A 26,879-nucleotide genomic window follows, 5' to 3' on the forward strand; every position below is an offset into this window, starting at 1 on the left:
ACGCTTTCTGTAAGTTCTGACTGAAGCTGCGGCGTAGCCGGTCGTGTGAAGCACGCGGCAAGCCCTCTCTTGGCGCGAGCCTTGCGCCCCCAGCGGCACGACGGCAACGCCGCGTCGTGCCGCGCCACCCCCACGTGCAGACTGGCTTTGCGGGCGGCTGTGTGCCGCCCCCTTTTGTCTTGCCTTCCGCCTTTGCCTGTCGCTTTCGCTCCGGGCGTCGGCGGTCCGGCAGCGCTGTGCTGCCGACAGCCAGCCCGCCGGCGAACGCGCCAATGGCCGCAGGCCGGGCGCGTTCGAGGCAAGACGCCTGCTCGTTGGACGGCTGCGCCGGATGTTGCGCGAGGCGCGGCGCGAATGCGCCCGTGCTGCACGCGCGACGACACGGCGGCAGCAGCCGGAACAGCATGCCCGATGGCACGATGAGATGCACGGCAACGTGCAGCGAATCGGCGGCCATCATGGATGTGTCTCCAGCCAGATCGGATGCGCGACGCCAATCACGCCGGATGCGCTGACCGGGCCGAAATAACGGCTGTCGAACGACGCCGGATGTGTGGCGCTCAGCAGGAACAGTTCGCTCTCAAGGAGTGGTCGGCAATGCGGCCAGAAGGGCAGCGGCCGGCCTAGCCGGTCGGCAGGCAGTGCGGCGGCCACCGGCACGCCGTCGATACGCACCTGACCGTCGATAATGCAGACGTGCTGCGGCGCGACGGCGCCCACACGTTTGAGCAGCGGGATATGTGCGGGCAGGTAGCCGCGCTGCGCGGCCAGTACGGCGGCGTCAGCAGGCAATCGAGTCAGAACAATACTGCCCACTTCCAGCCGACGGGGCAGCGAACCGGACTGATGTTGGAATGGTTTGACGCGATACCAGCCGGCCGGAACGCTGCTGGACGGGTTGTAGATCAGGCGCGGTAGCGGCTGCACGAACGTCGCCCAGGCGAGCGCCGCGAGGCCAACGGCGGCGAAGCCCGCCAGGACGATGCGAGCGCGCACGCGTGAGCGAGGAAACGGCGCGACTTCGGGTGTGCGGGCGGTGGTGGAATCGGGGGTCATGACAGCGCCCTCCCAGCCAGCCAGGCAGTGTGCCGCTCAATGGTGTATTCGGGCAACGCCAGGCGGGCCGCCAAACGGTTGCCCAGCGTGCGCCAGTACGCTGGCGATGTAGCGGCGGGCACGATGCCCAGCGCCTCGATGGCGTCAATGCGCTCCAGCACAGAACGAACTGGATGATTACCTTCGACGTTCAGCAGCAAACGCGCACCGGGCTGCACGCCGGGAATGCGCTGCGCCGCGTCCAACGGTGTGCAAGCCTGCATTACCATGAGCTGCCAGCGTACCGTGCCGTAATCGTTGGCCTGCCAGCGGACGCGGCAGAACATCACGCCCGGCATAAACACCGCCCAGCGCCGCCAGCGATCCAGCCGGATCATGTGTGCCGGTTCGCCAAAACGCAGATAGAGATTGAAATGCGGTTCGATCGTGGCGAGCGCCACCCGCGTCAGCGGCACGCTGTTGGCTTGGTTGGCAAGCGTGGCGGATAGCGGCAGCGATGCCGCCGTCGCCGCGCCAAAAGCAGGCGAAGCGGATGTATTCATGGCGTGTCCTCTTTGCGATGTTCTGGAAACTCGCGCTCCAGCAGACCGCGCAGCAGGTCGGCCACGGTCAGGCCTTGCGTGAAGGCCGACACCTTGATGCGCGCCCGCATGGCGGGGGTGATGTCCAGCGTCAGGCGGGCGGTGTAGCAGTCGCCCTTGTTCAGTGCGCTGGCCTCACCCTGACGAATCCAGGCCTCGGCGTGCGGATTCGCGGGCGGACGCGCGCCGATTCCGACGCGTTTGGCCGGACGTTTGCTGTTCGGTGGCGGCTTCGCTGTCATGTCGGCCACCGCAGCAGTTCATCGACCAGCGCGGTGATTTCACGCGCCGCCGCACCATCAGGCGCCGTTTCGCGTGCCAGCCGCCCAGCGGCCACGCTGTCGGCAAAGACAATTCTTTGCCGAACCTCGGCGCGCAGCGTCGGCAGCGGCTGGTCGGCGAGCGCCTGGCGCGCTTCGCGCCCGATCACCGTGGTGCTGACCCGTCGATTGATGACAAAGGCCGCTTGCAAGGCGGGCCGGAACACCTGGGCCTCGCGGATCAGCGCCACCATCTCGGCGCTGGCCCACAAGTCGTAAGGGCTGGGCTGAACGGGAATCAGCACGTAGTCGGCCGCCAGCAGCGCGGAGCGCGCCAGGGCGGCGATGCGTGGCGGCCCGTCGATCACGACATGATCGGCCCGTCTGGCCAGCTCCGGCGCTTCCTGATGCAGTGTTTCGCGAGCAAGGCCCACGGCGCTGAACAGCCTTGGCAAACCTTGCTGACTTCTGCGCTGCGTCCAGTCCAGTGAGGAACCCTGCGGGTCGGCGTCCAGCAGGATGACCTGCTGACCGCGCAGCGCGAGTTCTCCAGCGATGTGGGTGGCGAGTGTGGTCTTGCCGGCGCCCCCTTTCTGGTTGAGCAAGGCAATAATCATGGCGCAGCCCTCCCACCTGGAATGCCTGTCTGTTTTTGCCTTGCCAGACGGGCATGGTGCTTCGGCTGATTTTGCTGTTCAGACCGTCCCGATTGTTGGTTTTTGGAAGCTGCCCACCGATATGGCGCTTCTCTATTAAAAGTTAGAGTAGTTAAGTTAGGTAAGTTAAGGGGCGCGCAAAGCCAGCAATGGCGCCGGGTTGCGGCCATTTTTGTTGCCTGATAGCACGAGGATGTGTTGCCTGATAGCACGAGTGTTCCGTTGCCTGATAGCACGACACTATCCACAGGATATTCACAACTTACCCACAGATTTATCCCCGTGCCGTGGGCGGCACGGGCCGGAACGTGAGCAGTTCGGTTTTGTCCTCCGGTACGAGTTCGATGCCCAGGACGTAGCCCGGCAGCGATTGGCGCGCAACCAAGGCGCGCAAGTCGGCGGCAAAGTCGTAGAAGCGCGCTACGCTGCCCGATTTGCGGTACAGGTGCCGGAAGTCGAATTGCCAGCCGTCCGGCTGCTTGCCGCCGTGCTTGCGCACCAGGCGGTACAGCCAGCGTTCGATGCCGCCCGTCAGGCGGAAGTATGCCGGGTCGATGGTCAGCACCAGGGCCGCATCCATCACCCCGGCATAGAACCAGTCCGGCAAAATCAGTTCGATGCCCAGCGGCTTGCCATCGGCATCGGCCAGCTCCTTCCATTCGTTGATCCACGAGAAGCGGTGCAGCCGCCGCCCCGTGGTTTCGCGGATGGATGTGGCCACGCTGGTCGATTGCAGCCGGTCGAGGGCGGCTTTCAGGCGCTGGTAGTCGCGCAAGGACGTACCGCGCCCAATGAAGCGCAGGATCTCGTAGGGACGCACCTGCATCAACCGTGAGCTGCGGATGCCCGCATCGCGGGCTTGCACGATCTGACTGGCGGCCCAGATCAGAATGTCGGCATCCCAGATCGTGGCAATACCGTGTTCCTGTGTACCCTCCACGCGGATGGTGACGTTCCCGCTGTGAAAGTCGATGGGCGCAACGCGCCGCGACTTCGCCAACGAGAAGAAGGGATAGGCCATCAAATCCTGAGCATCGCGCGGCGCCATGTCCTCGCCCGGTAGTGCGCGGAACAACGCCAGTTGTTCGCGCTGCGGCGGGGGTCGCAGCCGTGATGACTGCGAAGGACTGGACATGGCGATGGCCGCCCGCACCCGAACGCTCAGCGACCGTCACGATAATCACCCTCATGGCGCTCGGCGTATTCCGGGTCGGATGTCGCCTCGTAGCTGCGCGCATCGGCCCAGGCGTCCAGATCGGCCACCGCATACATGACGCGCCGGCCGAATTTACGAAACGTCGGCCCGCCGCCGATCACGCGCTGCTTTTCCAGCGTGCGCGGCGACAGGCGCAGGTACTGGGCGGCTTCGTCGTTGGTCAAGTAGCGTTGGGGCTGCGCGGGCGTGGCAATGGGTGCGGCGGCGGGCCGTAAGGGAGCGGGTCGCATGAGATGAACCTCCATCGGTCGGTAGAGCCGGCGGCGCCAGTGCTGCCGGATGGAGACAGTCTCAACAAAGCCGGGCGACTTGCTCAGGGACGTTTTGCAGGGGATGAAGATCGTCCCTGTACAGGCTCGGGCAACTGTGCCAGGCGGCGGTAGCCGCCGCGCATCAGCGCATCGCCTCGCCGAACCAGGCGGCGCATGCGAGCGCGCATAGCGCCATCGGCATGCCAGTCGCGGGCCACCGCCTTGGAGCCAAACAGCCCTTCGGCGATGTCGCGCAAGGACGCACCCGCCAGGGTCGCGTCGAGCGCTTGCAAGGTGTGCAGTTCCTGCAAGGCCGACAAGGCGGGCCGGGGCCGCACCACGGCAATGGGAACGGCGTCGTTGACCAGAGCCAGATTGTTCATTTCCAGCGTGAGCGCTTGCGCGTGCGCAAGAAGATCGGCGCCGGCGCGCACGGCATAGACGTAGGCCATGCCGTCTGCCACGCCAGGGGCCACCGCCAGCCGCAGGCAGCTACCCGGCCAACGCACCCGCAGCACCAGGCGTACACCGTCGTGAATCAGGGATTTGTCACCGAGGATGCGCCAGAGCGTGAATAGCGTGGCACCCGGCATGGGGTCGGCGTCCGGGTAAAGATGAACGCCATGAGAATTAGGGAACCAGATCGGATGTGCGTCACGCGCATCCAGGGCGGGGTCTTCCAGCAGGCGCAAGCCCCAGCGCTGCGCCGTGGGCTGCGCGGCTTCCGGCTGCTGGGAATGGCGCAGCCAATCTTGCCGGTAATCAGGATGGCGGCGCAGATATTCCCAGGCCAGCGCCGGGCCATCCAAGTGCAGGATGTAGAGATACGCGGCAACCGGATGCCAGTGCTTGGCGAGCGAATCGGCCATGACGCAACCCCCTTTGACTCAGCGGGGCAGCACCATCGGAAAATAAACACGAGCCAATAAACACAAGCCAGTTTCAATACGTTAAGATTTAACTACCAATCGCATAAAATGAAACTAAAAACATCAAGTCCGATTGCGTCTTAACCATTGCACCAGTGATCAGAATGCGATGATGGCACCGCTGAAGAATCAGCAAGCAGCATCCATGACCCTGCCGCATTTCGCGCAGAAGATCATGACTATTTAAGTCTGGGCCGTCGCGTATTCATGCAAGACTCATGATTCAGACCGTCACGGTCTTGAACATGACTGAAATAGTCACAATGCGCCTGGATGAGATGGGCTGCGCGGCTCGTATTGCGACTGCCTGTTAATCCGTGATCGAACCGTTTTCTTGCGCCAGGCGCACGTATTCCGAGAGCGGGCGCACCGCCTGGAAATAGCGGTCGCGCATCACGGGCTGCTTGCGTGGGCCGACGATGGAGGCCAAGGCGGAAAGCTGCACAGTGCCCAGCGCCGGCATGCCTATCCCCAGGTCGATCAGCCCATACGCCGTGTCGCCATCAGCCGGATCGAGTGCGGTCAGCAGCCAGGTCGCATGCGCGTCCGGCGTGAAAAGCCGCACGACCGGCGGCGGGTCGATACGCTGGCCCGCAGCGCGGGCCTGCCCGTGAGCGAGCAGTTGTGCGCGTTCGTCGTCGGTGATGAGTGAAAGGTTCACGTGTGCTCTGCCAAAACGTAAAACCGCTGATCTGCCTTTGTGCATTTGTGCGAAGACCCGAAAGCGGTTTGTCTCGAATCCGTAAAAGCGGGCAATCGTAATGCCGATTGTGCGCAAGCCCTGAAAAGCACGCTTGCGCATCTGCGCTTTAAAAGGAATCCACCTTGACGGGTTTGCGTCATTACACAAGAAAAAGCTGAAATCTGGATGAATGAGTTAAAGATAACGTGGTTTTAATTGTGCCGCCAAACGACGCTTGTGTCTATGCAAAAGCGTCCCATACAGCGCGGTCGGCCACCCGGCGCCACCACCTATGATGCCGAACTGGCGCAAGCCTTCGGCACAGCGGTGCGTGCGCTGCGCACCGAGCGCGGCATCGCCCAGGAAATGCTGGCGAACCTCGCCAATGTTGAACGCTCCCACCTGGGCAAGATCGAGCGCGGCGAACACGCGCCCACCCTGGCCATTATCTTCAAGATCGCCGGCGCGCTCGAATGCAGCACGGCCGTGCTCATGACCCGCACGGAAGCCCAGCTTGCCGAAGGCAAGGTCTCAGAATAAGGTCTGGGGCGGCCGCGCCGCCATAGGCCTTTGAGTGGATGCGCCCCACCAAAAAGGCGGGGCGTAGTGATTTAAGCCGCCTGCGGCTTGCTGCGCGACCACAGCAGATCATGCGTGCCGTCCTCGCCTTCGATCAGGCGGGCGTAGACAGTGGACGGGAACGTGGGGTCGTCCAGGGTGACGGACAGGTATTCCCGCCCGGCCTCGCTGGTTTTCTTCCACGCCGCGCCGATGTCATGACTCGCCGCCTGCAAGCGGAAGTCGGGGGCTTTGTCGTTTTCGCCCTTGTCGTTGGCAACCAGCTTGACCTTGACGTTGAGCGTCAGGGTGCGCAGGGTGCCGGTGTAGCCGTCTTTGTCTGCGGTGAAGGTGCCGATGTTGGCCATGATGATTCTCCTTTCAGGAAATCAAGGTCGCGCCAGTGCGTCCTTGTTGTGATCCGGTCGGCGGGGGTGGGCGGGCCGCACCGCGCCAGCGGCCGTAACAACGTGAAGGGCCGGGAAGCACAAAGAATTTGTCCCGCGAGGAAGCCGCCCGCGGCGGCGGGGAAATTGTTTGTGCTGGACGGTTGCGACCAATAAGCCCGAAGGCTTGCCGTCCCCCGCCAGGATTCACGACAAGACAAGGACGTACAGGCCGACCGTCCTGCAAAGAGAGGTGGCGAACTCGGTTTCTCCGCATACAGGCTTGACCGGCAAGCGCCCTGATGCGGGCAAGAACCAGGCTCCCAATGTGGGGTGAAAACGCACCCGCCGCAAGTGGCGGCGCTGTCGTCGAAAACGCGGTGTGGAAGCTCCATAAGCCAGACCGGGCAGCGTGTCGGTGAACCGCCCCTCCTGATGTCCAGACAAACAACCGCCAGCATCGAGGACGGCACGCTTGCGTGCAACCTGCGCCAGCAAGCCCAGGCGTAGCGTGACCCGCGCCGCGGTTTGGCGGGGCGCCATATAAAAACCGAAAGCACTTGAGGCTGCCTATCTGACAACAGCACAGGGTATAACGCGCCCTGTGCTGTTGTCGGAGCTTTACAGTTGCCCCCGCTCTGCCAGTGAGGTTGTGCTTGCCGCCGTCACGAGGACATGATCGAGAAGCCGTACGTCTACCATCGCCAGCGCGTTTTTCAGATGTTTGGTCAGGTTCAGATCCGCCATGCTTGGCTCGGTTGAACCCGACGGATGGTTATGCGCCATGATGAGCGCGGCTGCGTTCAGACGCAGCGCCGTCTTAACGATCTCGCGGGGATAGACGCTGGCCTGACTCAACGTGCCCGACCCCTGCTCGATATAGCGAATCGGCTTGAAACGTGAGTCTAGATACAGGAAGGCGGCGCATTCGTGTCCCAGCCCGGCCAGCTTGGCCTGAAAAAACTGCTTCACCTTGGTCGGCTGATCGACCGGCGACGATTGGGAAACCAGGCTTTCCGCAGCCGTGCGGCCCGCCGCCAGAATCTGCTCGTCGCTGGCCAGCTTGTAGCGGCCGCTGGGACTGCGTACATACAGAGCGTATGTCTCGTCCATGTTGTCATAGCTCAGTGCGGCGATGGTGTTGTTCATGATGCTCTCCAGTGTTCAGGGCGGGATTGCCCGGAACCCGAAGGCATGGCGCAGCGCAGGTTTCAAGGGTCAAAGACGGCCAGCGGCCGCAAGCGGCGCCCACGGCGACGCGCCGCCCTTGAAAATAAGAACGACATGACACAATGACCGGGAGTAAAACAGCCCCCACCGTGTCACTGGGTTTTGCGTTGGAATCCTCTGCGTGCAACGCAGCCAGACTTTAATCGTTGCGGGTCGCGCAACGTGCACGCGCAGTGCGCAGCGCCCCCCGACGCGAAGGCGTGAGGGATGGAAGCCGAATGGCCGTGACGGCAAAGCCGGCATGGGGCGCTGCCCGACAGCCCGGCGGCGCGTGCGCCGACACGCACGGATTTATCCACAGATTCTGTGAGCAAGCCTGTGCATAAGAGATGAAGACTTTATGACAGCCCTTGTCATTCCGTGCCTTGCGCCTGGATGGGCTGCTATTTGTCCAGCGCAGCGATGGCCGCCCGCCCCCAGGCGCGCTTGTGTCATAGGCTCCGGTCGCCGCTGGCCCGGTGGGCGGCGAACGGCTGATTTGGCTTTTCGCTTTGGCTGTTATCACCGGGCGCGGCGATGCCGCGTCCGGATTTTGCCCACCGTCCACAATGACGGGGAGACATTGTGGACGGTGCGAAATAAACCCATGAACCGCCAGCGCCCCGGCTGAAACCGGGGCGCTGGTTGCTCGTCAGGGTTATGCGGCGACGGCATTCACCGCATCATTCAGCGTATCGGCATCCTCGACGGTTTCACCATCTTCGTCTGCCGCCATGTCCTGCGAGGCTGCCACCCGGAAGATGGCGGGCATCCATCCCATACCGGCCACCAGCCGTTCGGCTTCGCTGGCAATATCGGCCTTTTTCAGCTTCGCCAGCCGCGACACCTGATCAGGCGCGAACTCGCCCACGGCATCCAGAATCACGGCCTTGGAAATGTGCTTGAAGTAGCCTTCGGCGGTCGGCTGCCACCATGCCGCCATGTCCAGCCCCACGGCCTGCGCGAGCTCCGCACCCGGTTGCTGTGCGGTAGCGCGGGGGGTGATGATGTCCACCGTTGCCGCCGCGCATACTGCCAGCAGCCGCACCAGTGCATCTTGCGGCGTTGCCAGCAAGACGGTGAACAGGTCGGCGCTGTCCTGCGGCAAGCCTTCGCTCAAGACCTTTTGCAATTCTGCCAGCGCCACGGCGGCGGGAGATTCCGGCCAGTCCGGGGCCATGCTTTCCAGCCGGTCTTGCACGGTCAAGCGTATTTCCAGTGGCAAGCCGTCGCGATGATAGCGATCACGCTGCAAAACCGTCTGCACCATGCCATGCACCACAGCGGCCAGGGCAGCTTGTGGATTCCGGGCCAGTTCGATTTGCAGCGCAGCGGTGCGGTGGGCGCTCAAGCGCTGCGCCAGCCGGTCGGTCATGGAAGCGGCCTTGGGCTGTTCGTCATCCTCGCCTTCGCCGTTAACGTCATCCTCACCGCCGAAGCCTTGGCGCAGCCGCTCCAAAGTGCGCAGCGCCTTCGCTTCGGCTTCACGCATCAGACCGCGATACACCACAATTTCCCCTTGCCGATCAAGGGTAACAATGGCCCCTGCGGCGGCTTTCACGTTCGGGGCGTAATCCAGCAAGCGATCTTCCAGCGCCTGCAATTGTTCGCCCAAGCTGTCGCCCTGCTCCTGCAAGGCATCGGCTTTTTCCTCGTCATCATCGCTCAATGCCGCATCAATCGCTGCACCAGTGGCCTGCATCTTGGTTTCCAACCGCTCCATGCGCTCGGCCTCCCGCTTGGTGGGATTGCGCCGCTCACGTGGGGCTCGCTGGAAGGCTTGCAGGTCGGCATAGGTGGCAAAGGGCGTGGCATCCACCCAAGCCCACCCCTCCGCCTTCACTGTGGCCGCGTGGTCGTCCAGCTTTTGGCGCACCAGCGTTTCCAACAGTGCCGCGTCGGTGACATACACGCCACTATCGTCCTGCGCGAACAAATCACGACGAATGCCGCCGCCTGCGGCTTCGTAGGCGTCCAGTCCGACGAAGCGCACCAGCGCATGGCCTGCGTCAATTTCTCGCTCGGTCAACCGATCACGCAAGGCATGGGGGCTGCGCTGCCATTCGGGCGCGTCATAAAACGCGGCGTCTTGTGCCGCATGATCGTCTGTGATGGCAAGGGCCATCAACTGATCAAGGTTCACGGCATCGGCGCGGTAATCGGCCAGCAGGCGCGGCGAGACGTTCGCCAGTTTCAAGCGGCGCTGCACCACCAGCGGGGTGACGCTGAAATCCGCCGCAATGTCTTCAATGGGTCGGCCTTCCTTGACCAGTGCCGCAAACGCTTCAAACTGGTCTGCCGGGTGCATGGCCTCACGCTGCACGTTTTCGGTCAGGCTCACGGTGCGGGCGCTGGCGTCCGGCACCAGCAGGCATGGAACCTCCCAATCCTTGGCGATGCGGCGCTTTTTCGCCAGCAGCTTGAGCGCCGCCAGCCTGCGGCCACCGGCCACGACCTCGTAATGCTCGCCATTGACGGCGGCGATGACGGTGAGGTTTTGCAGCAGCCCCACGCGGGCGATGCTTTCCGCCAGCGCATCAATCGACTGGCCTGCGGTCTTGGACTTGCGCACGTTGCGCTTTGAAACGCGAAGCTGCGACAGCGGTACGAGAATCAGGTTTTGCGCCGGGGCGGCGGCTTCGGGCGTAGCGGTGTCGATAGCTTGGGCTTCGGTGTGGTTGATCGCGTTCATGGTGAACACTCCTTGAGGTTTTGCATTGCAGCCATGAAAAGCGCGGCAAGGGTGGCTGCCTGCCCCTGCCGCGTAGGGGAATCAGGCTTTCAACTGGCGCATACCCTCGGCCAACAGCCACAGGGAACGGTTCAGGCGAATGTCGGAATCAATGCCCTGCACCGCTCGGGTGCTTTGGCGGCGACCGTTGGCGCTGCGGCCACGCAAACCGCCTTTGGTGAGGTTTTCTTGCAGGCGGTTGAAGGTCATCCACAGATCGGGGCGGCGGTCGTCATACCGGCGCGGCATCAGAATCTGGCTTTCGGTGATAGGTGCAGGTTTGTCGGGGTCGTCGTACTTCAGGGCCAGTGCTGCGCGTGCGAGAACCTCGGCTTCTCCCGCGTCCAGCGTGATCGCCTGCATGGCTTCGCGGGATTCCTGTACCCGCTCGAAACCGTCTAGCACTTCATAAGCACCTTCGATGACCTGCCCGGTAATGTCGCCTTTATGCGGGATGCGAACATCGGCGACGGTGTCGCCGCACACCAGCCCATTGGCGCAAACAAATCTGAACGCGCCCGCCAGCATCTGATAGCTGCTCGTGCCATCGTGCGAGTTCAAAAGAATGATTTCATTGGCAATGCTGTCATTCACCTGATTGGCATGGCGCAGGCGAATCATGTGTTTGGTGTGTTCGCGCCGGTCTTCGTTACGTACCCGGGTCTGCGTCACCATGAAGGGTTCAAAACCTTCTTTCCGTAGCTCCGTCAGCACTGCCGCCGTGGGGATGTAGCTGTAGCGTTCTGAACGGCTTTCGTGTGGAGCATCGGCATAGATGGACGGCACCACCGCCCTGATCTGATCGTCCGATAGTGGGCGGTCGCTGCGAAGCACGGGGGAATGGGGAGCGAAGCGGGATGCAAGCATGGGATTTCTCCTGACAAAGAAAGGGTTTGCTGTTCACCGCACACCGGATTCCAAGATTCGGAAGCCCAACGCTTTTGAGCTGTTGTTGTGCGGTCGGCACGAAGAACCCGGTTGGCCTCGTTGCCACCGTCTTTCCTGAGTTCGTCGCCCGCGACGGTCAGGAGCCCACGAACGGGGGCCGTCAAGGAAAGAAGCGTCAGGAGGGTGCGGCCCGCAGGCGCAGCCGAGGACACGGCCTGGCGCGCCTTGACGGCACGCGGCCACGGGCTACAGTCGCGGACAAGGTGATGAAGTCAGGAAAGATGGTTGAGCAGGCAACGGCCAGGTCTTTGGTGTCGCCCGCAGGCAAGCGAAGCGCGCAGGCCCGAAGCGGGGAAGCCGGGCCGTAGGCGTCAGGGATGTGGAAGGCTGGCGATAGGCAGTCCCGTCAGGGATGAGCGGGAGCGAACCTGGAGCAGCGTGGTGCGCGAAGCGCAGACGCTATGGTTTGATTAGGTGATGAACTTCAACAGCGACAACACCGCCCTGTTCATTTTTGATACATTCTTGAGGGGCGCCACTGCCTTTCGTGGCAAGAGACGACAAGAAGTGGCAATGCTGGTCGGGCACATATTGCCATCCAGTCATTCGTTCGGCTGTAGCCTACACCATGTTCCCCAGATAGCTGCCGTAAAAACCACCTTTCTCACACCAAAGGAATATCTAGAATGGATTTCATTACTACCGGAGTCATCGCAAGCACGATTTACGACGTATTGAAACGCGGCGCTCAATTAAGCGGCGATATTCTAAAGAGTCGTTTAGGTAGCTGGATTAAAGACGAGGTGGTTGCTGATGCTTTGGCCACCGAACTTGCGAAACTCAATATCAACGACGAGTTAAGTGAGCTAGCCATTAATCGCCGCCTAGAAAATTCCTCGCAATTACTCACCCTACTTCAAGAAATCAACGCAAAGGCTGCCATAGCTACGCCATCCACAATCAATACCGTCACTCAAACTCACAACAGCAGTGGCGACAATGTAGCAGGCAACAAAATCACCCAGTGATCAATAATCAGGAACCGCATACGTGAGCACAATTGAGCAGAGCCACACCGGTGTTGGTGATAACGTGGCTGGCGATAAGATCATGGTCCAGATCAAATCGCTGGCTCCGGCTGATCTGATTCCTCCAATGGATTTGGTGCTCGAAAGCCTTCGAAAAAAGGATAATGCTACGGCCAAAACCCAGATGGTCATGCTCAAAGCCATGGCCCAGCGAGACCCTGAAGCTGCCGCCTTGGTAGAGGTCATTTCAATCTATAGCGGACTGGTTGAAGCTCAAGATCACGATGACGCCTGGAAAACCGTTGCGAAGATCATCTCGACCGCAAGCAATCATGTGGTTAAGGACATGTGCTTAGCGGCGCTCCTGAAGTTGTCAAGTGGTACTGATCGCGAACAGGCGGCGAGAGACCTTTTTGAAGGAAAATCGCCTCCCGGACCGTACTCCCAAGAGACGTATCTACGTTTGTACGCAGACAAGGAGTACCTGGAGGCAGCGGGAAAAGGAAACCCCACAGAGGCAGAACTGACTGGGATCGTTGAGGGTGCCGCCCGACTGCAACTAACAGATCTGATGCTGCGAATGGCCAAGCACTTGGATACGTGGTTTCCCTCCTACAACTCCAAGGTGCTTCTTACCATCGCAACAGGCATGAAGTTCAACCCTGATCTTGCTAAATGTCACTTTTGGTTGAACCGGCCTGCAGTGAAGGAAGGGCTGGACGATCTGGCTGACCACACTGCTCAGCTATTCGAGCAATCGGAAGGCACCGATATACGCGTCCAGGAACTGGCCTGCTCCATTTTCAACGCTTATCAGGGCTACGCACCACTCAGCTTATTCAAAACGCTGAAAAAGCACCTTCCGAATCTTGATCCCACTCGATCTGCTTCTATTGCGATGTGCAAGGCTGCTTTAGGTGACGAGACCGCGCTGAACGAATCACAGAGGGAGCTGAAAGCGGCAACTGAAAATCCTCAAAAGCGCACTGCCTGGTGCAACCAGTTCCTTGCAGCGAATAGTCACCCAATCAGCGACATAATGCCCTTCCTTCGACTGGCAACACCACCCGAGCTCGAAGAATGGGTGGGTCGTGAGCATATACTAAATGACGCCTCTGAAATGGAGGAAGCTTACGTTCGACTGTTAGTCCACGCCCTTAAGCACGATGAAGATAACCATAGTGCACGGCAGAGACAGGAATTGGCCCAGCACGCGGATCGTTTCATTTCGCGATGGGGGAACGACATAACGACCTTGATGCCGGAAGTGGTATTTGAATTGGCAGAAAAGCTATCCGCCAGCAAACTACCTAATAAGGCAATCGAGTTCACCTCCCGTCTCATACCCGATGACACGTTATGGCCGTCTCAGTTCGTCGTAGCCTATCTGAGATGCTTACTTGAAGCGGAGCAGTACGAAACATTCGAGAAGGTGATCGACAAAATCAAAGATGCAGAAAAGTCTGTAATGATCTTAAACCTCAGTGCGATGAAAGCCGAACGAATGGGGGATATCACATCTGCACTGAAATTTAGTGATCTCATGGTCGAGTATGCACCTGATATGGCATATGCATGGTATCAGGGCTGCCACCTTCGAGCGCGCCATCAGAGTTTAGCCGAGCAACAGCTTTTTCATCAGAGGATACCTGATGCTGTGCTGCAATCTCCGATTCCCGAGGTCATGGCCATTCTTGGGTTTCTTACCCGAGCCGGGAACTTCAAACGCGTAGAGCCGCTGTGGGTGGATTGGTTCATCCAATCCCCCAGAGACCGAGCCGTCGACTTGGTAAATTTCCACTTTGGCACAGGCCTCATGACCGACTTAGACTTAGATGTCTCGGCTACATTAGAGCAGTGCGCAGTTGCCATTGAGTATGAGCAGGAAGGAAATATTCAGACTCGGCTGATCGTTGAGGACGACCAAAACTCCGGTGAATACACATTGAGGTCCTCCAGCCACTTGGGGAGGCTGCTGCAAGATCTGCCGAAAGGCGAAAGCGCCAATTTGGGAATGGCTACTTACAGGGTGATAGACCGCCTGCCCCCTTACGTGGGGTGTTTACGTCTTGCATTAAGACTGCGACATATCCACAACGATGGCAGCGATTGCTTCGTCATGATGCAGATGCCATCTGACCCTGCTGAGTTAGTACCCTATTTAGAGAAAAAACTCGGCCAAAATTCAGATGCTGAGCGTCGCAAGCAACTGGAAGAGGTTGATGCCTTACCGTTATATATTCGTGGTCATGCGCTCTATCCAAACGATGCTTTTAAAAGCGCTTTGAATTGCTGGCCTGACGTCCGGATTCCCAAATCACCCCTATGGAATCAAGGTGAGGCTAGCCCTAATGCCATTGTGCTTGACGCTTACGGCATTGGCTACTTAGCAACTACAAACCTAGTCCGCGCAGTACTAGATGCTGGCATTTCATTTATTTTACCCGCAGCCACCAAAGAGAAGCTGACACAGTTCATCAATGAGATCTCCGATGAAAAGTTCATGCTCTTAGGTGTGACGGATAGTGGAAGACTTGTTCGAACCACGGCATCGGATATTCGCGAAAATAGCGCACACATAGTAGAGACGCTGCAATTAGTGCTGGACAATTCATCTGTAGCCTATCCGATGGCTCATGATGCAAATCTTGAGGTTTTTTCAATCAAGGAAGGGATAGACGCTACCGTCTACGATGCCATTCAGCTTTCCATGGCCAATAACATTCCTTGGTTTTGTATGGATGGGGCTTTTTCTGCTTTACACCACGCCAACAAGAGTCCTACGGCAAATGTAGCCGCTATAGTTCTTCGGGCTGTGTCAAAAGAAGAGTTCGACTTTGAGAGTCTGCGACACGGCTTTTTACTTTACTCTGTTGGCGCCCTTCCACTGGCATTCACTGCCCAAAATCTCCATTCGCTAGCACAAACACCAAATCCGTTGGCTAGTTTCATTCTGTTCCAACTGATAAAAAATCACGGTCGCCAAATTTTTTCAGATGAAGGGGAATCCGAGCTGTTGCTCCATTTGATTTTTGTTCATCTGTCCAGTCGCTATACCTTTGGCGGAGATCTCAGAACTCTATGGCCACGCTACACACCTTGGCAGATTTTCACCGATCATGTATTTAATCACGGACTCAGCCTATATCTCTCATTTGGCAAGGGCTACACGGAACTTCGACTAGCAAAGGTTATGAAGTACATGCTCTTCAGAACAGGGACGCACCACGCCCTTTGGGAGCATATTTGTCGAAAATTTTTAAGCTTTGCTGAAGGGCATTTCATGTCTTTAAAAATTATTGCTGAATATTTTCAATCATTTGAATCCGAACCATGAAAAAATCTGCACACACTGTTTGTTTTTAGCAAACGTAACGCGCAGACCCGACTCAACCAGACTGACCGAAGGTGTCATGCCGGATAACCATGACTTGAAGCACGGGCGGGCGCATCCCCGCGAACGCGACTGCTCCTGGCTCCAGGCCTATCGGTGAGACGACATACCCCGAGGCCACCCCACACACCCGCCTACGCTCAACTACGCCCACACAAGTTTCCCCAATAACAAACCCCGGCAACAATTTCCCCATGCTGGTTCGGTTGCATTGTGGCACCGACAACACAGGGAGAACGCCGTGAGCAATCCAAGCCGATGGGTACTCGTCAAGCGGTTTGCCGAAGTCACTGGCTACAGCGAGAACGCGGTGCGCCACAAGGTTAAAGGCGGAATTTGGCTGGAAGGTCGCATCTGGCGCAAAGCGCCGGATGGCCGTATCTTTTTGAACCTTGCAGAGTTCGAACGATGGGTGGAAAGCACAGCGCACGCCAGATCCTTCTGAGTGACGTTTAGAAGGCATAAGCATCCGTCACCTGTTGGGAATGGCAATTCTTGCAATACGACCAATGGTCGTATATAATTCGGGGATTAGCTGCAAACGCGCAGGTTTCCACCATTCTTGTCTATGTCTGAATCGACGAAGCAGCAAAGCCCGCCGGTCGCCACCATTCGTGATGCCCGCATCGTAGCTGGCCTTACTCAAACGGAAGCCGCGCAAATTGTGCGGGTATCGCTGCGCGCATGGCAGCGTTGGGAGGCGGGCGACCGTTCCATGCCTCCCGGTCTTTTCGAGCTTTTCATGCTCAAGACCGGCCAATGGCCCTTGAACGAGCAAACGAAGGCGGAGTAAGCATAAGCAGCAGGAGCATCGTGATGGCAGTCGAAGCAGTAGCGAAGACCGGCTTCCCCGGCATCTGGATACACGGCAAATCGATCCGCGTGGACTTCATGCACCAGGGCGTGCGCCATCGGCATACGCTTGGACTTGACCCCACCAAAGCAAACCTCAAGCACGCCGCGCGTCTGCGCAGTGCGGCTCTGTATGCGTTGCGCACCGGCACCTACAACGAAGCAGAAATGTTTCCGCACACGCGCCCAGCGGAAAGCACTGCCCAAACCAGCAAGCGCCTGGTCGACCTGTGCGACCGCTACAAGCCGCTCAAGGCGGTCGACATCACACCGGAAACACAGTCACGCTACGAGAACGCGCTAAACGTCTGCCTGGAGACGATCGGCCGCGACCGCCAAGTCGACGCGCTCAAGCCCGCCGACATCCAGCAGTTGCGAGTCGATCTGATCGCCACCCGCGCGGTCTCTACCGTCAACCACTACCTCGCAACCTTCTCCGGCTTCCTGTACTGGTGCGAAGACAACGGATACTGCAAGGATCTGGCCAAGCATTGCACCCGCTTCACCAAAAGCCACAAAGACCCCGACCCGTTGAGCTTCGAGGAGTATCAGTTGCTCATTGATAAAGGCTGCATACACCCGATTGACCGGGCGGCAGTCACGTTGGCGGTCTATACCGGACTACGCCCCGGCGAACTGCTGGCATTGGCTTTGGAGGACGTGGCCACCGACCTGAGCAAGATTACGGTACGCCGGTCAGTGACCCAATCCATGACGTTCAAGGTTCCCAAGACAAACAAGGAACGCACCGTCTTGCTGTTCCCGCCCGCCCGTGAGGCACTGCGGGTGCTTATCGAGGACGCCAAACATCGCAAGCCCGCTGATCTGCAAGTCTGGCTAAACCGCCATGAATCGCGTACCGACCGCGTGCGCGTTCTCCTGTCGCCCAAAACTCAAGCACGCAGGAAGGAAGTCAACGAATTCTTTGTGCCCAGCGCCTGGAATACCAAATGGAGCAACCTGGTCCGACGGGCGGAGATTCGCCCACGCCCACCCTATCAGACGCGGCACACCTACGCATGCTGGAATCTGACGGCTCGCGGAAACTTGGCCTTTATCGCCAATCAGATGGGCCACAATGATTACTCCATGCTCGTGCAAGTGTACGCGCGCTGGATAGATTCAGAGTCTCCCAGCGAGCTGGAACGTATCTGGGAGAGCATGCAAAACATGCGTCAAATTGTCCCAAATTTGTCCCAAGAAAACCGCGAAGAAACAGTAACTATTTGATTTGTATGAATAAAACCGATTTATCTTCGCACACCCCCATGATGCAGCAATACCTGCGCTTGAAAGCCGAGGCCGGCTCGCATCTGCTGTTCTATCGCATGGGGGATTTCTACGAAATGTTCTATGGCGACGCCGAGCGCGGCGCCCGCCTGCTCAACCTTACGCTGACCAAGCGCGGCACGTCCAACGGCGCGCCCATTCCCATGGCCGGCGTCCCCTTCCATGCCATGGAGGGCTATCTGGCCCGCCTGGTGGCCCTGGGGGAATCGGTGGCGATCTGCGAACAGATCGGCGATCCGGCCGCCAGCAAGGGACCGGTCGAGCGCAAGATCGTCCGCATCGTAACCCCCGGCACGCTGACCGACGAAGCCCTGTTGCCGGCCAAGGCCGACCGCATGATAGCTGCCGTATGGACGGCCCGTGCCAACCGGGCCGAACGCGCCGGACTGGCCTGGATGAACCTGGCCAACGGCGAATTCAGGGTAAGCGAATGCGCGCCGGACATGCTCGATACCGAGCTGCATCGCATCGGCCCGGCCGAACTGGTCTGCGCGGAAGGCGCCCGGCTGCAAACCAATGGCGGCATTGCCGTAAGCGCCATTCCGGATTGGCACTTCGAGGCCGATGGGGCTCGCGATGTCCTGCAACGGCATTTTTCCGTTGATTCGCTGGCCAGCTTCGGCTTGGCGGACTTGCCCGTGGCCACCTGCGCCGCCGGCGCCCTGCTGCGCTATGTAAGCCGCACCCAGACCCAGTCGCTGTCCCACATTCAGGCGATACGCGTCGATCACGCGGGCGAGTATGTGGTGCTGGATCCCGTCACCCGCAAGAACCTTGAGCTGACGGAAACCATCAGCGGCGAGGAAAGCCCCACGCTGTTTTCCACGCTGGACCACTGCGCAACGCCCATGGGCAGCCGCTTGCTGCGCCGTTGGCTGCACCATCCGCTGCAGGGCAATCCGCCCGCGCTGGAACGGCAGCATGTCATCGCCGCCTTCCTGTCGGCCCCGCCGGTGAAGGATGCGCTGGATGCCCAGGCTCTCTTGGACACGCTGCGCCAGATGCTGGACCGCTATCCCGACCTGGAACGCATTGCCACCCGTATCGCCCTTCGCTCGGTGCGTCCGCGCGAACTGGCCAGCCTGCGCGAAGCGCTGGGCCTGCTGCCCACGGTCGCCCGTCATCTTGACGCGGCGTTCAGCGCCCAGCCTCGGCTGGCCGCATTCATACGCAGCATCAATATTCCACCCGAGATCGGCGCGTTGCTGCAAAGCGCCATCGACCCCGAGCCCGCGCTGCTGATACGCGAAGGCGGCGTGATCGCCGCGGGCTACGATGCCGAGCTGGACGAACTGCGGCGGCTGGCCAGCGACAGCGGCGAATTCCTGCTCGAACTGGAGGCGCGCGAACGCGAACGCACCGGCATCACCACCCTGCGCGTGGAATTCAACCGCGTGCATGGCTTCTACATAGAAGTTTCCCGCGCCCAGGCCGACAAGGTGCCTGTCGATTACCGCCGGCGCCAAACGCTGAAGAATGCAGAGCGCTACATCACGCCGGAACTGAAAACCTGGGAAGACAAGGTGTTGTCGGCCAAGGACCGCAGCCTGAGCCGCGAAAAATGGCTGTTCGAGAACCTGCTGGATGAACTGTCGGCTTATGCCCCGACCTTGTCGCAATGCGCTGCGGCACTCGCCGAGATCGATGCGCTGGCCGCCCTAGCCGAGCATGCGCAGTTGAACGATTGGACCGCCCCCGAGCTTTCCGAAGGCAACGAAATCGCCATCGAGGCCGGACGGCACCCCGTGGTCGAGCACACCATCGAACAGTTCACGCCCAATGACTGCGAACTGGGTCCGCAATGCCGCATGCTGCTCATAACCGGGCCCAATATGGGCGGCAAGTCGACCTATATGCGGCAGATAGCCTTGATCGCCCTGCTGGCCAGGATGGGCAGCTTCGTGCCGGCGCGCAAGGCGCGCATCGGCCGCATCGACCGCATCTTCACCCGTATCGGCGCAGCCGACGACCTGGCGGGCGGGCGATCCACCTTCATGATGGAAATGACCGAAGCCGCGGCGATCCTGTCGGCCAGCACCCCGCAAAGCCTGGTCCTGATGGATGAGATAGGCCGGGGCACATCCACCTACGACGGGCTGGCGCTGGCCTGGTCGATTGCGCACAGGCTATTGACGCACAATCAGGCCCTTACCCTGTTCGCCACCCACTATTTTGAAATCACCCGCCTGCCCGCCGAGGCGGCGAATGCGGCCAACGTACATTTGGCCGCCGCCGAATCGTCGTCGGGCATCGTATTCCTGCACGAGGTCCGGCCCGGCCCGGCCAGCCGCAGCTACGGCATCCAGGTCGCACAGCGCGCCGGCATACCGCCGGCCGTCATTCGCCATGCCAGCCGCGAACTGTCGCGTCTGGAGGCGCAAGGCGCGCCCACGCCGCAGTTGGACCTGTTCAGCGCCGGCGACGGCTCCGAGGAGCCTGCCGGCCAGGATGGCGACGGAGCCGCCCTTGCGCTTAAATCGGCGCTGGAAGCCATCGACCCCGATCAACTCAGTCCGCGCGAAGCGCTGGATATCCTGTATCGACTGCGCAACGAGCATCTATGAACATCGACCAGCCATTGGATCTTTTAGGCGGCCTGACCCCGCAGCAATTCATGCGGGATTATTGGCAGCGCAAGCCCTTGCTGATACGCCAGGCCATCCCCGGCTTCAAGCCGTCGCTGTCCATTGCCGACATCCGCAAGCTGGTCGGGCGTGAAGAGGTCGAATCGCGCCTGATCTGGCGCGATACCGAAGGCTGGAACATGAAAAGCGGACCGTTCTCGCGACTGCCGCCGGCCAACCGGCCGAACTGGACCCTGCTGGCGCAGAGCGTGGATCTGCATGATGATGCCACAGCCGCGCTGGTGCACCGCTTCCGTTTCATATCGGATGCCCGGCTGGACGACGCCATGATCAGTATCGCCACCGACGGCGGCGGCGTGGGGCCGCACTTCGACAGCTACGATGTATTCCTGCTTCAGGCGCACGGCAAACGGCGCTGGCGCGTCAGCCTGCAAGAAGACCTGACCCTTGAAGCCGGGCTGCCCCTGAAGATCCTCAAGCACTTCCAGCCCCAGCAAGAATACCTGCTGGAGCCCGGCGACATGCTGTACTTGCCGCCGCATGCCGCCCACGATGGCGTGGCCGAGGGCGATTGCATGACCATATCGATCGGCTTTCGCGCGCCGACTATGGCCACTCTGGCCTGCGGCATGCTGGAAGCAGCCAACGACCAGATCATGGCCAACCTGGGCGATACGGGCGGGCTGTATGCCAATCCCGTGATCCGGGGACCGGCACTGTCGGCCACGTTCAAGGATGCCGGCACGCCGGCAACAGCGCATCCCGCCGCGCTTCCTCAAGCGCTGATCGATGCATCGCTCAAAGCCATCGAAAAAATAAAATTCAACGAAGCGCTGGCCGAGCGCTTTCTTGGCCAATGGCTGACCGAACCGCCATCCAATGCCTATTTCGAACCCGGCAACGAGGACACTGATCTTGGCGATGGAATGCCGCCGGACGGCGAGCTCGTCCTGGATCGCTGCACGCGCCTGATGTACCGCGGCCGACAGCTGTTCATAAACGGCGAGGTGGCCGCGCTGCCCGCGACAGCGGCGCTGCGGCATCTGGCCGACAAACGCAAGCTTCCATGCGGCCACGCTTTGGCCCGCAAACTGAATGCGGATGAGCGGAGCATGCTGACCGAATGGCTGCACGAGGGCTGGCTGCATCTTGGCGCCGGCTGAGGCCTGCTTGCCCTGGGACTTTGCAGGCAGGGCCCGTGCACACCGCCCGCGCCCCGGGCATTACATGCGCAAAAGCATATAAATACCGGCGCGCATAAACTTATAAGCGATATAGAAATAATAATCTTGTCGTTCGCGCAAGGCGGCGGGCTTCATAGAATGGTGATGAACTTATTACCATGAGCGCACGCCATGCTGGCCCCGTCTTACCTTCCCGAATCCAAGCACACCCTTATCACCGAACTGGCCGACGGCCTGGAATCCAATGCGCTGAGCTGGCTGTCCGGCTACTTTGCCGGCGTCGCTCAAGGCAGGCTGGCGAGCCGCTCCGCGCCCCCGCCCGTCGCGGCGGTGGCCGGGGTGAGCGCGGCCAGGCAACTGACCGTCGTGTATGGAAGCCAGACCGGCAATGCCAAGCGCGTGGCCGAATCGCTGGCCGAGCGGGCCGGCGGCCTTGGGTTGAGCGTGCGGCTGCTGCGCGCCGATCGCTATCCCACACGCGAACTCAAGGACGAGGACTTGCTGTATATCGTCATGAGCACACAGGGCGATGGCGAACCCCCCGACGATTCCCTGGCCTTCGTCGAGTTCCTGTCCAGCCGGCGCGCGCCCAAGTTGCCGCAATTGAAGTATGCCGTACTGGGCCTGGGCGACTCCAGCTATCCGATGTTCTGCGGCATTGCGCAGACCCTGGACGCCCGCTTGGCGGAACTGGGTGCCGAGCGCCTGCATGAAGTGGGCACCGCCGACCTGGATATTGAAACCGTGGCCTTGCCCTGGCAGGATGCCGCGATCGGGCTCGCCCAAAAGGCCTTGAAGCAGACGGCCGCAACGACAGCCAGTGTGACGCCGCTGCATCCCAAGGCATCCAGGGTCACGCGGGAACAGCCCTTCCTGGCCGAATTGCTGCTGAACCAGCCCATAACCGGGCGAAACAGCGACAAAGATGTGCGCCATCTGGAAATATCGCTGGAAGGCAGCCAGCTAAGCTATCAGCCCGGCGACGCCCTGGGCGTCTGGCCCGCCCAATCCGAAGCCCTGGTCGATACGGTCATTTCCCACTTGGACCTGGATGCCGCCGAAAGCATAGACATCAACAATGTTTCGCGCACTTTGAAGGAGTGGCTGGGCCGGTATCGCGAACTGACGCAACTGACCAAGCCTTTCCTGGCGGCGCACGCCGAACTGTCAGGCAACGAACAGCTTAAAACCCTGCTGTTGCCCGAATCGATAGACCAACTGAAGAGCTATCTGGAAACGCGGCAGCTCATCGATCTGCTCAGGGAGTTCCCCGCCAAGTGGTCCGCCCAGGGCCTGGTCAAAGCCTTGCGTCCGCTGACGCCGCGCATGTATTCCATTGCGTCCAGCCAGTCCGCCGTGGATCAGGAAGTACATCTTACGCTGGCCAATGTCGCCTACGAATACGAAGGCGAGGCGCGCTGGGGCGCGGCATCGAATTTCCTGGTTGCGCTTGCCGAAGGCGAAAAGCTGCCTGTCTTCATCGAGGAGAATCAGCGCTTCCGCCTTCCCGCCGACAGTTCACGCGATGTCATCATGATAGGGCCCGGCACCGGCGTTGCGCCCTTCCGCGCTTTCGTCCAGGAGCGCGCGGCGGCAGGCGCCAGCGGCCGAAACTGGCTGTTCTTCGGCAACCCCCACTTCTCGTCGGACTTCCTGTACCAGACCGAATGGCAGCGCGCGCTTCAAGACGGCGACCTGCATCGGCTGGATTTAGCCTTCTCGCGCGACCAGGCGCACAAGGTCTATGTGCAGGACAAGCTGCTGGAGCGCGCCGGCGACCTGTACGACTGGATCCAGGGCGGCGCCCACGTGTATGTCTGCGGGGATGCCACCCGCATGGCCAAAGACGTTCATCAGGCACTGCTGCAGGTCGCCCGCCAGGAAGGCGGCCTGGACGAAGCCCAGGCCAAGGAATGGCTGGACGAGCTGGCCGCGCAAGGCCGATACGCACGCGACGTTTACTAATTCAGGATAGCAATGAGCAACACCCTTTCGCATTTAGAGCAGGTCAAAGCCGATAGCCGCCATCTGCGCGGCACTATCGAAGCCGGACTGAATGACCCGGTCACGGGCGCAATCAGCGACGACGACAACAAGCTGCTGAAGTTCCATGGCAGCTATCAGCAGGACGATCGCGACATACGCGATGAGCGGCGCAAGCAAAAGCTGGAGCCCGCCTATGCATTCATGATACGAGCACGCCTGCCGGGCGGCGTCGTCACGCCGGCCCAGTGGCTGGCCTTCGACGACATCGCCAACACCTACGCCGGACGCGGCTTGCGCATCACCACCCGGCAAACCTTCCAGTGGCACGGCATCATCAAGCGTGATCTGAAGCCCACCATGCAGGCTATCCACCACGCCATGGCGACCACGATCGCCGCCTGCGGCGATGTGAATCGCCAGGTGGTCAGCTCGGTCAATCCCTATCTTTCCAGCCAGCATCGCCTTGTACAGGAATGGACACAGAAGCTGTCCGATCATTTCATTCCGCGCACCCGCGCTTATCATGAAATCTGGTTGGACGGCGAGAAGATCACCGACGAGCCTGAAGAAGAACCCATTTACGGCGACACCTATCTGCCGCGTAAGTTCAAGATCGGTGTGGCTATACCTCCCACCAACGACATCGATGTTTTCGCGCAGGACCTGGGTCTGATCGCCATTATCGAGGACGGCCGCTTGCTGGGTTTCAATGTCGCCATAGGCGGCGGCATGGGCGCCACCCATGGCGATGAAACCACGTATGCGCGGCTGGGCAGCTTGATCGGCTTTGTGCCGCCCGAACAGTTGATCCAGGTCGCCGAAGGCGTGGTGACCCTGCAGCGCGACTACGGCAATCGCGTCGAGCGTCAGCACGCCCGCCTTAAATACACCATCGATCACCGCGGCCTGGACTGGTTCAAGGCACAGTTGGAAGAGCGCATCGGATTCGCGCTGCAAGCCTCGCGCCCTTACCGCTTCGATCTGAACGGCGACAGCTATGGCTGGAAGGAAGGCGACGATGGAAAATGGCATCTGGGCCTGTACATCGAATCGGGCCGGCTGCGGGATACCGACGGCAGCCTGCTGCAAACCGGTGTGCGCGAAATCGCCAAGGTACTGAAAGGCGAATTTCGCATGACCTGCAATCAGAACCTGCTTGTCGCCAACGTCGACGCCAAGGATCGCGGCAAGATAGACACGCTGGTCGAAAAATACGGACTGGACGGCTACAAGCGGCAAAGCGGCATCCGCCGCCACAGCATCGCCTGTGTGGCCCTGCCCACCTGCGGCCTGGCCATGGCTGAAAGCGAGCGCTATGCGCCGGTATTGCTGCTCAAGCTGGAAGCCCTGCTGGACAAGCACGGCCTTATCGACGCCCCCATCCTGCTGCGCCTGTCGGGCTGTCCGAACGGGTGCTCACGCCCTTATCTGGCCGAGATCGCCCTGGTGGGCCGGGCTCTGGGCCGGTATGACCTGCGGCTGGGCGCCAACTTCACGGGCGAACGTCTGAATATTCCGTATCGCGAGAACATCGCCGAGCCCGAAATACTGGATACGCTGGATGGCCTGTTCGGCGCCTATGCAAAGAACCGCCGGCCCGACGAGAAATTCGGCGATTTCCTGCTTCGCAGCGCGGTCATACCCCCTCCCTCGCAAAAACTGATTCCTATCGTTCTGGACACGGTGGTATAAAACAATCCCGACGCCACCACACTCCCCATGAGATTATTTCCCATATTCGCCGACCTTGAAGCGCGGCTCGTCCTGGTCGTGGGCGGCGGCGCCGTCGCCGAACGCAAAATCAAAAGCCTGCTGGCTTCGGGCGCCCGTGTTCGGGTCGGCGCGCTGGAAGCCGGAGACGCGGTGCAAGAACTGGCCCGCCAAGGCAAGATCGAATTGCTGCGCGGCTCCTTCGAGCCCGACTGGCTGGAAGGAGCCTGGCTGGTCGTGGCCGCTACCGATGACCGCGAACTGAACCGGCATATTGCCGCACTGGCCGGCGAACAGAAGCGCTTCATCAATGTGGTCGACGACCCCGAATTATCCAGCTTCCAGGTTCCATCCATCGTCGACCGCTCGCCCTTGACCATCGCGATCTCGTCGGCGGGCAGCGCCCCCGTGCTGGCCCGCCGCGTGCGTGAACGCATCGAAAGCCTGTTCGACCATACCCTGGGCTCGCTGGCGGCGCTGGCCGCCGGCTATCGCCAGGCCATACGCCAGGCGCGACCCGACCTGCGCCGACGCCGTGAATTCTACGATTGGCTGCTGGACGGCCCCGTGGCCGATGCCCTGCGCAAGCGCCAACCCTCGCAAGCGCGCCAGTTGCTGGAAGACGAACTGCGGAATCCGCAAGCGGCCATTGCCGGAAAAGTGATCCTGGTCGGCGCAGGTCCCGGCGATCCGGGCCTGCTGACCCTTAAAGCCCTGCGTGCGCTGAATGAGGCCGACGTCATTCTTTATGACCGCCTGGTGGACGGCGAAATCCTGGAATTGGCGCGCCGCGACGCCACGCAGATTCCGATCGGGAAAATCCCCGGCGAAGACCACAACGCGACTCAGGCTCGCATTCACAGCCTCATGCTGGAGCATGCCCGGCAAGGCCGGCTGGTGGTGCGCCTGAAAGGCGGGGACGCCTTCGTATTCGGGCGCGGCGGCGAAGAGCTCCAATTCCTGCGCGAACACGATGTGCCGTACGAGGTAGTGCCCGGGATCACGGCGGCGCTGGCCTGCGCGGCCTATGCCGGCATCCCGCTGACCCATCGCGACCATGCGCAGTCGGTCCGCCTGATTACCGCGCACTGCCGCCAGGATACTTTCCTGGAGGATTGGCCATCGTTGGCACGCGACAAGCAGACCCTGGCGTTCTACATGGGGGTCAGCCAGCTTGATTGGCTATCGGAACAGTTGATGTCGCATGGACGATCCGGCGATACGCCGTTTGCCATGGTGGAAAACGGCACGCGCAGCAATCAGAGGGTGCTGCAGGGCAGCCTGAAAAACCTGGCCGAACTGGCCCGCCGCCATGAAATGAAAGCGCCTTCCTTGCTGCTGATCGGCGAGGTGGCCGCATTGGCGCCTGCGCTGGAATGGTTTGGCGCCAGCATCCGGCAAGACTAGGGCCGCCATTGCGGCGGCCCCTTTTGATACGTGCCGCCCG

Annotated in this window: 25 protein-coding genes; 12 read left to right on the plus strand and 13 right to left on the minus strand. The window is 60.6% G+C overall.

The window, feature by feature from the left end:
* Window positions 1–456: 456 nt before the first annotated feature.
* From V0R37_RS15690 to parA, 4 genes are read right to left on the minus strand one after another with little or no spacing between them, the layout of a single operon-like run.
* Window positions 457–1,056, minus strand: a complete 600-nt coding sequence (locus V0R37_RS15690) for a S26 family signal peptidase (RefSeq protein ID WP_118994208.1) — start codon at window positions 1,054–1,056, stop codon at window positions 457–459.
* Window positions 1,053–1,598, minus strand: a complete 546-nt coding sequence (locus V0R37_RS15695; protein WP_118994207.1) for a DUF2840 domain-containing protein — start codon at window positions 1,596–1,598, stop codon at window positions 1,053–1,055. The genes V0R37_RS15690 and V0R37_RS15695 overlap by 4 nt, the downstream gene beginning before the upstream one ends.
* Window positions 1,595–1,879: a chromosome partitioning protein ParB gene (locus V0R37_RS15700; RefSeq protein ID WP_254499644.1), complete on the minus strand. Its 285-nt coding sequence runs from the start codon at window positions 1,877–1,879 to the stop codon at window positions 1,595–1,597. The genes V0R37_RS15695 and V0R37_RS15700 overlap by 4 nt, the downstream gene beginning before the upstream one ends.
* Entirely contained in the window at window positions 1,876–2,514 is a 639-nt protein-coding gene (parA, locus tag V0R37_RS15705) for a ParA family partition ATPase (protein ID WP_254499645.1), read from the minus strand. The genes V0R37_RS15700 and parA overlap by 4 nt, the downstream gene beginning before the upstream one ends.
* Here parA and V0R37_RS15710 point away from each other — a divergent pair.
* Window positions 2,513–2,653 carry a hypothetical protein gene (locus V0R37_RS15710; RefSeq protein WP_164878370.1) on the plus strand — a complete coding sequence of 47 codons (141 nt, stop codon included), beginning with the start codon at window positions 2,513–2,515 and terminating at the stop codon, window positions 2,651–2,653. The genes parA and V0R37_RS15710 overlap by 2 nt on opposite strands.
* Window positions 2,654–2,827: 174 nt before the next feature.
* On the opposite strand, the gene V0R37_RS15715 is transcribed toward V0R37_RS15710, so the two are convergent.
* The 4 genes from V0R37_RS15715 to V0R37_RS15730 all read right to left on the minus strand — a co-directional run bounded on the left by V0R37_RS15715 (window position 2,828) and on the right by V0R37_RS15730 (window position 5,610).
* The gene (locus V0R37_RS15715) at window positions 2,828–3,688 is read right to left on the minus strand and encodes a replication initiator protein A (protein WP_118994356.1); all 861 of its coding nucleotides are present in this window, start codon (window positions 3,686–3,688) and stop codon (window positions 2,828–2,830) included.
* A 26-nt stretch (window positions 3,689–3,714) separates the two neighbouring features.
* Window positions 3,715–3,999: a helix-turn-helix transcriptional regulator gene (locus V0R37_RS15720; RefSeq protein WP_118994205.1), complete on the minus strand. Its 285-nt coding sequence runs from the start codon at window positions 3,997–3,999 to the stop codon at window positions 3,715–3,717.
* Between the two features lie 83 nt (window positions 4,000–4,082).
* Window positions 4,083–4,889: a DUF2285 domain-containing protein gene (locus V0R37_RS15725; RefSeq protein ID WP_420375411.1), complete on the minus strand. Its 807-nt coding sequence runs from the start codon at window positions 4,887–4,889 to the stop codon at window positions 4,083–4,085.
* A gap of 370 nt (window positions 4,890–5,259) precedes the next feature.
* Window positions 5,260–5,610, minus strand: a complete 351-nt coding sequence (locus tag V0R37_RS15730) for a DUF2958 domain-containing protein (RefSeq protein WP_118994203.1) — start codon at window positions 5,608–5,610, stop codon at window positions 5,260–5,262.
* 264 nt (window positions 5,611–5,874) lie between these two features.
* Between V0R37_RS15730 and V0R37_RS15735 the strand changes: the two genes are divergently transcribed.
* A complete protein-coding gene (locus V0R37_RS15735) occupies window positions 5,875–6,171 on the plus strand; it encodes a helix-turn-helix domain-containing protein (protein ID WP_254499647.1) in 297 nt (98 codons plus the stop codon).
* Window positions 6,172–6,242: 71 nt separating this feature from the next.
* Here the strand turns inward: V0R37_RS15735 and V0R37_RS15740 are convergent, their stop codons facing one another.
* The 5 genes from V0R37_RS15740 to V0R37_RS15760 form a co-directional block, all read right to left on the minus strand.
* Window positions 6,243–6,557, minus strand: a complete 315-nt coding sequence (locus tag V0R37_RS15740; protein ID WP_254499648.1) for a DUF736 domain-containing protein — start codon at window positions 6,555–6,557, stop codon at window positions 6,243–6,245.
* 225 nt (window positions 6,558–6,782) lie between these two features.
* Window positions 6,783–7,118 (minus strand): hypothetical protein, encoded by a 336-nt coding sequence (locus V0R37_RS15745; protein WP_128354956.1) that lies wholly within the window; start codon window positions 7,116–7,118, stop codon window positions 6,783–6,785.
* 78 nt (window positions 7,119–7,196) lie between these two features.
* Window positions 7,197–7,724, minus strand: a complete 528-nt coding sequence (locus V0R37_RS15750; protein ID WP_164878371.1) for a JAB domain-containing protein — start codon at window positions 7,722–7,724, stop codon at window positions 7,197–7,199.
* A 718-nt stretch (window positions 7,725–8,442) separates the two neighbouring features.
* Window positions 8,443–10,476, minus strand: a complete 2,034-nt coding sequence (locus V0R37_RS15755) for a ParB/RepB/Spo0J family partition protein (RefSeq protein WP_118994199.1) — start codon at window positions 10,474–10,476, stop codon at window positions 8,443–8,445.
* 81 nt (window positions 10,477–10,557) lie between these two features.
* Window positions 10,558–11,382, minus strand: coding sequence for a DUF932 domain-containing protein (locus V0R37_RS15760; RefSeq protein WP_118994198.1), 825 nt, complete (start codon window positions 11,380–11,382; stop codon window positions 10,558–10,560).
* 707 nt (window positions 11,383–12,089) lie between these two features.
* Between V0R37_RS15760 and gapS6a the strand changes: the two genes are divergently transcribed.
* The 10 genes from gapS6a (at window position 12,090) to cysG (ending at window position 26,839) form a co-directional block, all read left to right on the plus strand.
* Window positions 12,090–12,431: a GapS6a family protein gene (gene gapS6a, locus V0R37_RS15765; protein WP_254499649.1), complete on the plus strand. Its 342-nt coding sequence runs from the start codon at window positions 12,090–12,092 to the stop codon at window positions 12,429–12,431.
* Window positions 12,432–12,453: 22 nt separating this feature from the next.
* Window positions 12,454–15,768, plus strand: coding sequence for a GapS6b family protein (gapS6b, locus tag V0R37_RS15770; protein WP_118994196.1), 3,315 nt, complete (start codon window positions 12,454–12,456; stop codon window positions 15,766–15,768).
* A gap of 298 nt (window positions 15,769–16,066) precedes the next feature.
* A complete protein-coding gene (xisR, locus tag V0R37_RS15775; protein ID WP_118994195.1) occupies window positions 16,067–16,270 on the plus strand; it encodes an excisionase family protein in 204 nt (67 codons plus the stop codon).
* A gap of 123 nt (window positions 16,271–16,393) precedes the next feature.
* Window positions 16,394–16,618, plus strand: coding sequence for a helix-turn-helix domain-containing protein (locus tag V0R37_RS15780; protein ID WP_118994194.1), 225 nt, complete (start codon window positions 16,394–16,396; stop codon window positions 16,616–16,618).
* 23 nt (window positions 16,619–16,641) lie between these two features.
* Window positions 16,642–17,907 carry a tyrosine-type recombinase/integrase gene (locus V0R37_RS15785; protein ID WP_118994193.1) on the plus strand — a complete coding sequence of 422 codons (1,266 nt, stop codon included), beginning with the start codon at window positions 16,642–16,644 and terminating at the stop codon, window positions 17,905–17,907.
* A gap of 5 nt (window positions 17,908–17,912) precedes the next feature.
* Window positions 17,913–20,531: a DNA mismatch repair protein MutS gene (mutS, locus tag V0R37_RS15790; RefSeq protein ID WP_420375412.1), complete on the plus strand. Its 2,619-nt coding sequence runs from the start codon at window positions 17,913–17,915 to the stop codon at window positions 20,529–20,531.
* Window positions 20,528–21,715, plus strand: coding sequence for a JmjC domain-containing protein (locus V0R37_RS15795; RefSeq protein WP_420375413.1), 1,188 nt, complete (start codon window positions 20,528–20,530; stop codon window positions 21,713–21,715). The genes mutS and V0R37_RS15795 overlap by 4 nt, the downstream gene beginning before the upstream one ends.
* Window positions 21,716–21,907: 192 nt before the next feature.
* A complete protein-coding gene (locus tag V0R37_RS15800) occupies window positions 21,908–23,701 on the plus strand; it encodes an assimilatory sulfite reductase (NADPH) flavoprotein subunit (protein WP_420375414.1) in 1,794 nt (597 codons plus the stop codon).
* A 12-nt stretch (window positions 23,702–23,713) separates the two neighbouring features.
* A complete protein-coding gene (gene cysI / locus V0R37_RS15805) occupies window positions 23,714–25,414 on the plus strand; it encodes an assimilatory sulfite reductase (NADPH) hemoprotein subunit (RefSeq protein ID WP_420375415.1) in 1,701 nt (566 codons plus the stop codon).
* A 27-nt stretch (window positions 25,415–25,441) separates the two neighbouring features.
* Window positions 25,442–26,839, plus strand: coding sequence for a siroheme synthase CysG (gene cysG, locus V0R37_RS15810; protein WP_420375416.1), 1,398 nt, complete (start codon window positions 25,442–25,444; stop codon window positions 26,837–26,839).
* Window positions 26,840–26,879: the final 40 nt, after the last annotated feature.

This window comes from Pollutimonas rozaliensis, from assembly GCF_048751585.1.
Lineage (GTDB): Bacteria > Pseudomonadota > Gammaproteobacteria > Burkholderiales > Burkholderiaceae_B.

Coding starts and splice junctions, on each gene's coding strand:
- V0R37_RS15690 (WP_118994208.1), bottom strand. CDS start 1,056: ATGACCCCCGATTCCACCACCGCCCGCACACCCGAAGTCGCGCCGTTT.
- V0R37_RS15695 (WP_118994207.1), bottom strand. CDS start 1,598: ATGAATACATCCGCTTCGCCTGCTTTTGGCGCGGCGACGGCGGCATCG.
- V0R37_RS15700 (WP_254499644.1), bottom strand. CDS start 1,879: ATGACAGCGAAGCCGCCACCGAACAGCAAACGTCCGGCCAAACGCGTC.
- V0R37_RS15710 (WP_164878370.1), top strand. CDS start 2,513: ATGGCGCAGCCCTCCCACCTGGAATGCCTGTCTGTTTTTGCCTTGCCA.
- parA (WP_254499645.1), bottom strand. CDS start 2,514: ATGATTATTGCCTTGCTCAACCAGAAAGGGGGCGCCGGCAAGACCACA.
- V0R37_RS15715 (WP_118994356.1), bottom strand. CDS start 3,688: ATGTCCAGTCCTTCGCAGTCATCACGGCTGCGACCCCCGCCGCAGCGC.
- V0R37_RS15720 (WP_118994205.1), bottom strand. CDS start 3,999: ATGCGACCCGCTCCCTTACGGCCCGCCGCCGCACCCATTGCCACGCCC.
- V0R37_RS15725 (WP_420375411.1), bottom strand. CDS start 4,889: ATGGCCGATTCGCTCGCCAAGCACTGGCATCCGGTTGCCGCGTATCTC.
- V0R37_RS15735 (WP_254499647.1), top strand. CDS start 5,875: ATGCAAAAGCGTCCCATACAGCGCGGTCGGCCACCCGGCGCCACCACC.
- V0R37_RS15740 (WP_254499648.1), bottom strand. CDS start 6,557: ATGGCCAACATCGGCACCTTCACCGCAGACAAAGACGGCTACACCGGC.
- V0R37_RS15745 (WP_128354956.1), bottom strand. CDS start 7,118: ATGGCGCCCCGCCAAACCGCGGCGCGGGTCACGCTACGCCTGGGCTTG.
- V0R37_RS15750 (WP_164878371.1), bottom strand. CDS start 7,724: ATGAACAACACCATCGCCGCACTGAGCTATGACAACATGGACGAGACA.
- V0R37_RS15755 (WP_118994199.1), bottom strand. CDS start 10,476: ATGAACGCGATCAACCACACCGAAGCCCAAGCTATCGACACCGCTACG.
- V0R37_RS15760 (WP_118994198.1), bottom strand. CDS start 11,382: ATGCTTGCATCCCGCTTCGCTCCCCATTCCCCCGTGCTTCGCAGCGAC.
- gapS6a (WP_254499649.1), top strand. CDS start 12,090: ATGGATTTCATTACTACCGGAGTCATCGCAAGCACGATTTACGACGTA.
- V0R37_RS15780 (WP_118994194.1), top strand. CDS start 16,394: ATGTCTGAATCGACGAAGCAGCAAAGCCCGCCGGTCGCCACCATTCGT.
- V0R37_RS15785 (WP_118994193.1), top strand. CDS start 16,642: ATGGCAGTCGAAGCAGTAGCGAAGACCGGCTTCCCCGGCATCTGGATA.
- mutS (WP_420375412.1), top strand. CDS start 17,913: ATGAATAAAACCGATTTATCTTCGCACACCCCCATGATGCAGCAATAC.
- V0R37_RS15795 (WP_420375413.1), top strand. CDS start 20,528: ATGAACATCGACCAGCCATTGGATCTTTTAGGCGGCCTGACCCCGCAG.
- V0R37_RS15800 (WP_420375414.1), top strand. CDS start 21,908: ATGCTGGCCCCGTCTTACCTTCCCGAATCCAAGCACACCCTTATCACC.
- cysI (WP_420375415.1), top strand. CDS start 23,714: ATGAGCAACACCCTTTCGCATTTAGAGCAGGTCAAAGCCGATAGCCGC.
- cysG (WP_420375416.1), top strand. CDS start 25,442: ATGAGATTATTTCCCATATTCGCCGACCTTGAAGCGCGGCTCGTCCTG.